The sequence below is a fragment of the Salinisphaera japonica YTM-1 genome (assembly GCF_003788585.1).
GTDB lineage: Bacteria > Pseudomonadota > Gammaproteobacteria > Nevskiales > Salinisphaeraceae > Salinisphaera > Salinisphaera japonica.
The window spans coordinates 68,845-75,794 of record NZ_AYKG01000006.1; the positions used below are offsets into that span (position 1 = coordinate 68,845).

6 protein-coding genes are annotated in these 6,950 nt (G+C 65.7%); 1 reads left to right on the forward strand and 5 read right to left on the reverse strand.

The features are described 5' to 3' along the window. The 3 genes from recA to SAJA_RS03210 all read right to left on the reverse strand — a co-directional run bounded on the left by recA (position 1) and on the right by SAJA_RS03210 (position 2,234). Complete coding sequence (recA, locus tag SAJA_RS03200; protein WP_123657218.1) at positions 1-1,110, reverse strand: recombinase RecA; 1,110 nt, start codon at positions 1,108-1,110, stop codon at positions 1-3. Between the two features lie 93 nt (positions 1,111-1,203). Next, positions 1,204-1,713 carry an RNA 2',3'-cyclic phosphodiesterase gene (thpR, locus tag SAJA_RS03205; RefSeq protein WP_123657212.1) on the reverse strand — a complete coding sequence of 170 codons (510 nt, stop codon included), beginning with the start codon at positions 1,711-1,713 and terminating at the stop codon, positions 1,204-1,206. A gap of 2 nt (positions 1,714-1,715) precedes the next feature. Further along, on the reverse strand, positions 1,716-2,234 hold the full coding sequence (locus SAJA_RS03210) for a CinA family protein (protein WP_123657213.1): 519 nt from the start codon (positions 2,232-2,234) through the stop codon (positions 1,716-1,718). Positions 2,235-2,347: 113 nt separating this feature from the next. Between SAJA_RS03210 and mutS the strand changes: the two genes are divergently transcribed. Next, positions 2,348-4,960, forward strand: a complete 2,613-nt coding sequence (mutS, locus tag SAJA_RS03215) for a DNA mismatch repair protein MutS (RefSeq protein ID WP_221180103.1) — start codon at positions 2,348-2,350, stop codon at positions 4,958-4,960. A gap of 96 nt (positions 4,961-5,056) precedes the next feature. On the opposite strand, the gene SAJA_RS03220 is transcribed toward mutS, so the two are convergent. Together SAJA_RS03220 and SAJA_RS03225 are read right to left on the reverse strand one after the other, a co-directional pair. Beyond that, on the reverse strand, positions 5,057-6,025 hold the full coding sequence (locus SAJA_RS03220; RefSeq protein ID WP_123657220.1) for a zinc-binding metallopeptidase family protein: 969 nt from the start codon (positions 6,023-6,025) through the stop codon (positions 5,057-5,059). An 89-nt stretch (positions 6,026-6,114) separates the two neighbouring features. Beyond that, positions 6,115-6,759 (reverse strand): GlxA family transcriptional regulator, encoded by a 645-nt coding sequence (locus tag SAJA_RS03225; protein WP_123657214.1) that lies wholly within the window; start codon positions 6,757-6,759, stop codon positions 6,115-6,117. Between the last annotated feature and the right edge of the window lie 191 nt (positions 6,760-6,950).

A 6,950-nucleotide genomic window follows, 5' to 3' on the forward strand; every position in this document is an offset into this window, starting at 1 on the left:
TCACTTGCCGCTCTTGTCATCCGGTGCATCGCCGGAGAGCAGGTCGGCATCGCCGGCTTCGGCGGTGGCGCTATCTTCGGCGGCTTCAGCTGCTTCGGCCGCTTCTTCGCCTTTCTTCTTTTTCTTGGGCAGCAGCAGCTCGCGCAGCTTGGCTTCGATGCCCTGGGCGATCTCGGGGTTTTCTTTCAGGAATTTGCGGGCGTTGTCCTTGCCCTGGCCGATGCGATCCCCGTTGTAGGAGTACCAGGAGCCGGCTTTTTCGACCATGTTGTTGGCCACGCCCAGGTCGATGATCTCGCCCTCGCGCGAGCTGCCCTCGCCGTAGAGGATTTCGAACTCGGCCTTGCGAAACGGCGGCGCCATCTTGTTCTTGACGACCTTCACACGGGTCTCGTTGCCGATGACTTCGTCGCCTTTCTTGATCGAGCCGATGCGACGGATATCCAGGCGTACGGAGGAGTAGAACTTCAGCGCGTTGCCGCCGGTGGTCGTCTCGGGCGAGCCGAACATCACGCCGATCTTCATACGGATCTGGTTGATGAACATCACCGTGGTGCCGGTACGCTTGATGTTCGAGGTCAGCTTTCGTAGCGCCTGACTCATCAAACGCGCCTGCAGGCCGACGTGGGAATCGCCCATTTCGCCTTCGATTTCGGCCTTGGGCGTCAAGGCGGCCACGGAGTCGATGACCACGATATCCACCGCCGCCGAGCGCACGAGCATGTCGGCGATTTCCAGCGCCTGCTCGCCGGTATCCGGCTGGGAGATCAGCAGGTTTTCGATATCCACGCCCAGCGCTTCGGCATAGCTGGGGTCCAGCGCGTGCTCGGCGTCGATGAACGCCGCGGTGCCGCCGGCCTTCTGGGTCTCGGCGATCGCCTGCAGGGTGAGCGTGGTCTTGCCCGAGGATTCCGGGCCATAGATTTCAACCACACGACCACGCGGATAACCGCCCACGCCCAGCGCGATATCCAGGGTCAACGAGCCGCTGGAGATAGAGGCCACGTTGGAGTTGTCGACGTCGCCCATGCGCATGACCGAGCCCTTGCCGAACTGGCGTTCAATCTGGCCCAGGGCAGCAGCGAGTGCTTTCTTGCGGTCTTCATCCATGGAATTACTCCCCGTCGTCTGGCGCGCCGGCGCGCGTGTCGTCTTTTTACTCATGCTCGATGATACGGCCTGTGATTGTCATATGGGGCGTTGTCAGGCGCCGGGGGCGTCGGGCAAACGCCAGCGTGCAAGCTGGCGATAAGCGCCGGGCGCGCCCTGTCGGCCACTCTCGATCAAAGCCACGTGGCTAACGTGCCAGATCAGCGGCGGGAACAGGGGGCGCGGTGTCGGCGGCGCGCAATCGCGGATCACTGTGATATGCGGTGTGAAGGACGTGGGATCAACCCCGTCCGGGGCTAATTCGCCGGCCAGATCGTGTAAACGTTGCGGCGCGCGCTCGGGGCCGAACCATACACTGCGTGCCCGGCGAAAACCGCCAACACGGTCGATACTGAGCGTAAACGCGGCACCGCGCACGGCCTGCCCGCGCGCCATGAGCCGGGAAACCGTCTTATGATCACAGGCGCCGTGAAAAGCCAGCGTCAGATGCAACCTAGACGGCGTTTCCAGCCGCCCGCCCAGGCCAAGCCGTGCCGCGCGCGGCACGATGTCGTCGGCCAGCTCGGTCGGCGGCACGAGAGCGAAGAACAGGCGCGCGGTCATGGCTACATCCGCTCGACACGCTGCTTCAGGCCCACAAGCGCATGAATCACCGTCTGCTCGCGCACCGCGCGCCGATCGCCGGCCAGCATCAGGTGTTCGACGTCCGGCCTGGCCCCGGCCTGCTGCCAGCCGATGAAGACCGTGCCCACCGGTTTATCGTCGCTGCCGCCACCGGGCCCGGCCACACCGGAAACAGCCACCGCCCAGTTCGCACCGGACAGGGTGAGCGCGCCCTGCGTCATCGCCCCCACGACCGGGGCGCTGACCGCCCCGTGCGCGCTGATCAGGTGGTGATCCACCCGCAGATCCTCATGCTTGGCGGCATTGGAATAAGTGACGTAACCGCGCTCGAACCAGGCCGAACTGCCGGCGATACCGGTACACGCGCCGGCAATGAGGCCGCCGGTACAGGATTCTGCCGACACCAGGCTCTGGCGACGCGCGGTCATGGCCGCGGCAAGCTCGGCCACCAGGGTATCCAGATCGGGGCGGTCGGTGGCGGGTAACGTATCGCTGATCATGATCCGAAGTATGCCAGCGCCGCGGCGCCGTGAAACCTCAGCGCGCGCTCAAAATACGTACAATCGCGTGCGGCCGCTTTGGCCGTGACCCCCGACCCAGCCGAGCCCTGCCCATGCACGAGACCGCCCCGCCGGCACGTCATGCCCATCACACCCCGATGATGCGGCAATACCTCGCCATCAAGGACGGCTATCCGAACATGCTCATGTTCTATCGCATGGGCGATTTCTATGAGCTGTTCTTTGAAGACGCCGAGCGCGCGGCCGATATCCTGGACATTACCCTCACCGCCCGCGGGGAATCGGGCGGGGCGCGGATTCCCATGGCCGGCGTGCCTTATCACTCGGCCGAATCGTATCTGGCACGTCTGATCGCCCGCGGTGAATCGGTGGCCATCTGTGAACAGATGGAGGCCCCCGGGGCCACCAAGGGCCCGGTCAAGCGCCAGGTCGTGCGCGTGGTCACACCGGGCACGGTCACCGACGATGCGCTGATGGACGCGCGCCGGGCGAATTTCATCGTGGCCGTGGCCCCGGCCAAACGCGCCATCGGTATCGCCACCCTTGAGCTGGCCCGGGGCGATCTGGCGGTCACCGAAGTCGTCGACGAGGCTGCTCTGCACAGCGAGCTGGCGCGCCTGGCCCCGCGCGAGATTCTGGTGGCCGATGACAGCTCGCTGGTCTTCGAGGCCGGCGATACGGCACGCACCGAGCGCCCGGCCTGGCTGTTCGATGCCATTTCAGCCCGGCGCAAGCTGACCCAGTTCTTCGGCGTGGCCCAGCTCGATGGCTTTGGCTGTGGCGATATGCCGCGCGCGATCGCGGCCGCCGGCGCGCTCGTCGATTACGTCGAGGCCACGCAGCACGCCGCCCTGGCGCATATCGCCTCGATGCGTACCTATGCCATCACCGACACGCTGATTCTGGACGCCGCCACCCGACGTAATCTCGAGATCGAGCGTAGCGCCACGGGGGATGCGCGCCACAGTCTTGTGGGCCTGCTGGATCGCTGTGCCACGGCCATGGGCGCGCGCGCCCTGCGTCGTTGGCTGGCCGAGCCCACGCGCGATTTCAACACCTTGCGTCATCGCCATCAGGCCATCGAAACGCTGGCCGGCGGCGCCTACGAGTCGATTGCCGACAAGCTGCGCAGCATGGTCGACGTCGAGCGTATCGCCACACGTATCGCGCTGGGCTCGGCGCGCCCGCGGGATCTCTCCGGCCTGGCCGCGGCGCTGGCCGGCCTGCCCGGCATCAAGACCGAGCTGGCCAGGCTCGATGCCCCCCTGCTCGCCGGTATCGATACCGCGCTTGACCCGGCCTCGGATCTGGCCGGGCTACTGGCACGCGCCATCGTGGCCGCCCCGCCGGTGGTCGTGCGCGACGGCGGCGTCATCGCCACCGGCTACGACGACACGCTGGACGAGCTGCGCGAGCTTTCGGCCAATGCCAACGGTTATCTGGCCGATCTGGAAAAACGCGAGCGGGCGCGCACCGGGGTCGAAACACTCAAGGTTGGCTATAACCGGGTGCACGGCTACTACATCGAGATGGGCCGCGCGCACTCGGAAAAAGCCCCGCTGGACTATCAGCGCCGTCAGACGCTCAAGGCCGTCGAGCGCTATATCACCCCCGAGCTAAAATCCTTCGAGGACAAGGTACTCTCGGCGCGCGAGCGGGCTCTGGCCCGTGAAAAACAGCTCTACGCCGACCTGGTGGCCGAGCTGGCCACGCACTTGTCGCGCCTGCAATCGATCGCCGACGGGCTGGCCCGGCTGGACGTACTGGCCGGGCTGGCACGCTGTGCCGTCGACTATGGCTGGGTGGCCCCCGAGCTGACCGAGACACCCGGCATCCGGATCACCGGCGGGCGCCATCCCGTGGTCGAGCGGTTCTCCGACAGCCCCTTCGTGGCCAACGACACCACGCTGGATGACGACACGCGGCTCTGGCTGATCACCGGGCCCAACATGGGCGGCAAATCCACCTACATGCGCCAGACCGCGCTGATCGTGCTGATGGCCCATATCGGCTCGTTCGTGCCGGCCCAGGCCGCGATCATCGGCCCGCTGGATCGGGTATTCACGCGTATCGGCGCGGGTGACGATCTATCGGCCGGCCAATCGACCTTCATGGTCGAGATGAGCGAAACCGCCCAGATCCTGCATCACGCGACCGAGCGCTCGCTGGTGCTGCTGGATGAGATCGGGCGCGGCACCTCCACCTACGACGGCCTGGCCCTGGCCCGCGCCGTGGCCGAACGCCTGGCCGAGCACAATCGAGCCTATACCCTGTTTGCCACCCACTACTTCGAGCTCACCCGCCTGGCCGCCGACTGGCCGGCCAGCAACAACGCGCATTTCGAAGTGGCCGACTACGCCAGCGGCGGCGAGCAGAAACTCGTCTTCCTGCACGCCATCCGCCCCGGCCCGGCCTCGCGCAGCTTCGGCCTGCAGGTCGCCGAGCTGGCCGGCGTGCCGAAAAAAGTCGTGCGCGCGGCCAAGAAACACCTGGCCGAGCTGGAACAGGCCGCCCCCGAAACGACCAGCCCGCAACTCGGGCTGTTCGAAGCGCCCTCGCCTGCGCCCGAGCCGGCCGAGCCCGAGCCCGACGTATTACGAGAGCGCTTGAGCACCCTGGACTGTGATGCGTTGTCGCCGCGAGACGCACTTTCGATGCTGTACGAGCTGAAGGGCTTGCTGGTCTCCCACGATACGGACCCATAGGGTCTTTATCGGATCAGCAAGCCCTGCGCAGGCCTTGATCAAGCGTTTAGCCAGGCCCCGGGGCTCTAGTTGAAGCCCCGCGAGCGCGCCGAGTCATCACCATCCTTGTGCGCCGCGCCGTAACCACTCGTGCACAAACGCGAGTTTCCGATTCACCGGCTCGGACAGCATGAAGGGATACAGGTCGGAGTGTCCCATCGACCGGTTCACGTGATTGATGCCGGCCGCGATTTCGGCGCCCACGCGGATCAACCGGGCAGTATCGACCTCGGCATAAGGGTTCCAGTGGACGGTCGGCAGCGCCCGCGACGTCAGCCCGGATGAGATGAAGCTGTCGACGATATCGGTCAGATGCAGCAGGTGTGAGGCGGTTTCGGCCCAGTCTTCGTGCGGGTGCGCCGAGGCATAGGTGGAGATGAACCGGGTCGCCCAGTCGGCCGGCGGGCCGTTTTGATAATGCCGGCCCAACGCCTCGACGTAATCGTCGCGCTCATCGCCGAAGACATCGCGAAACGCATCGAGAAAATCCTGGCGCAGGGCCAGACGCCACCAGAGCATATGCGCGATCTCGTGGCGCATATGACCGATCATGGTCCGATACGGCTCACCCAGGGCCTGGCGGCGCTTGGTGCGCACCACCGGATCCGCCTCGGAAACACTGATAGTGACCACCCCGCCGCCATGGCCCATCGGCGCCGGCTGGTCGTTGGCCTCGGCCAGCATATGAAAGGTCGGGCGCGTGCCGGGGTCTTCGGGGCGAAACCACTGCCAGCGCCCGAGGTTGTCGATGACCCAGCGCTTGGCCAGTTCCGTGGCCGCCCAATCGGGAATCGCGTTGTCGAGCGACGGGTCGGGGGCCAGCGCCGTCATGGCACAAGCGCGACAGAATGCGCCTTCTTCCGGGGCGATCCAGTTACAGCCGATCCGCTCGCGATTGGCACAGAACGGCGGGGTCGGGATGAAGGCCCGTGCCTGTGGATCGTAAGCCACGGGCGTGCCCTGGGCGGTTGCCAGATTATCGAAATACAGCGGGCCCGCGCCCAGCGGATTATCGAAGATATACATATGAATCGTCGCAGCCAAAAGCAGGGAATACCGCTCAATCTACGCGCTTTACGCGCGTCTGCGTGATGTTTGTCTGCTGGTTGCCCGGTTTATTTTCCAGCGCTGCGCAGTGCGCTCGGGGCGATCGCGAACTGGCGCTTGAACGCACGTGAAAACACCGCGACCGAGACGAACCCACAGGCCATCGCGATATCGGTGATCGAGCGTTCGCTGGCGCTGATCAGCGCATGGGCCTGTTCGAGCCGTATCTTTCGGTACCACGCCCCGGGCGAGCAGCCGAGATGCTGCGCAAAGACCGTCTGTACGCGGCGCGGCGAGCGGCCGAGTCGCTGTGCGATGGCCGTCAATGATAACGGGGCTTCGATATGCGACTCCATCAGGGCCACGGCGCGCACCAGCACCGGGTCATGGCTGCCCAGGCGTTCGACGAGCGAGCGCCGCTGGCCGCCGGCCATGATCCGCGCCCGATCATGAATGAGCTGCTCGGCGATCTGCGTAGCCAGCGGGCCGCCGTGGCGCGTGGCGATATCGGCCAGCATCATGTCGGTCGCCGCCATGCCCCCGGCACACGAAAACCGGCGCGCATCAATTTCATAGAGCGACTCCACCGCCGTGACCTGGGCAAAGCGTTCACGAAATACGGGCAGGCTTTCCCAATGCAGCGTGACGACACGGCCATCGAGCAGGCCGGCCGCGGCCAGCGAGAAACAGCCGGTATCGATGCCGCCCAGCACCGCACCGGCCCGGTCCAGCGCAACCAGCCAACGCCGCAGCGCGGTATTGGGCGTGTTGAGGTTTCATACGAGCGCCGCGTTGGCGTCCGCAAATCGTGTCCTGCAAGGCGCGAGTCGAAGTGTCGTGGCTTGCCACGATCAAGACTCGCAACGCCGCAGGACGCGATTTGCGGCCCAACCCTTCGGGACAA

Excerpts from the sequence above, each read along its gene's own strand:
- recA (WP_123657218.1), bottom strand. The coding sequence starts at position 1,110 with ATGGATGAAGACCGCAAGAAAGCACTCGCTGCTGCCCTGGGCCAGATT.
- mutS (WP_221180103.1), top strand. The coding sequence starts at position 2,348 with ATGCACGAGACCGCCCCGCCGGCACGTCATGCCCATCACACCCCGATG.
- SAJA_RS03220 (WP_123657220.1), bottom strand. The coding sequence starts at position 6,025 with ATGTATATCTTCGATAATCCGCTGGGCGCGGGCCCGCTGTATTTCGAT.
- SAJA_RS03210 (WP_123657213.1), bottom strand. The coding sequence starts at position 2,234 with ATGATCAGCGATACGTTACCCGCCACCGACCGCCCCGATCTGGATACC.
- thpR (WP_123657212.1), bottom strand. The coding sequence starts at position 1,713 with ATGACCGCGCGCCTGTTCTTCGCTCTCGTGCCGCCGACCGAGCTGGCC.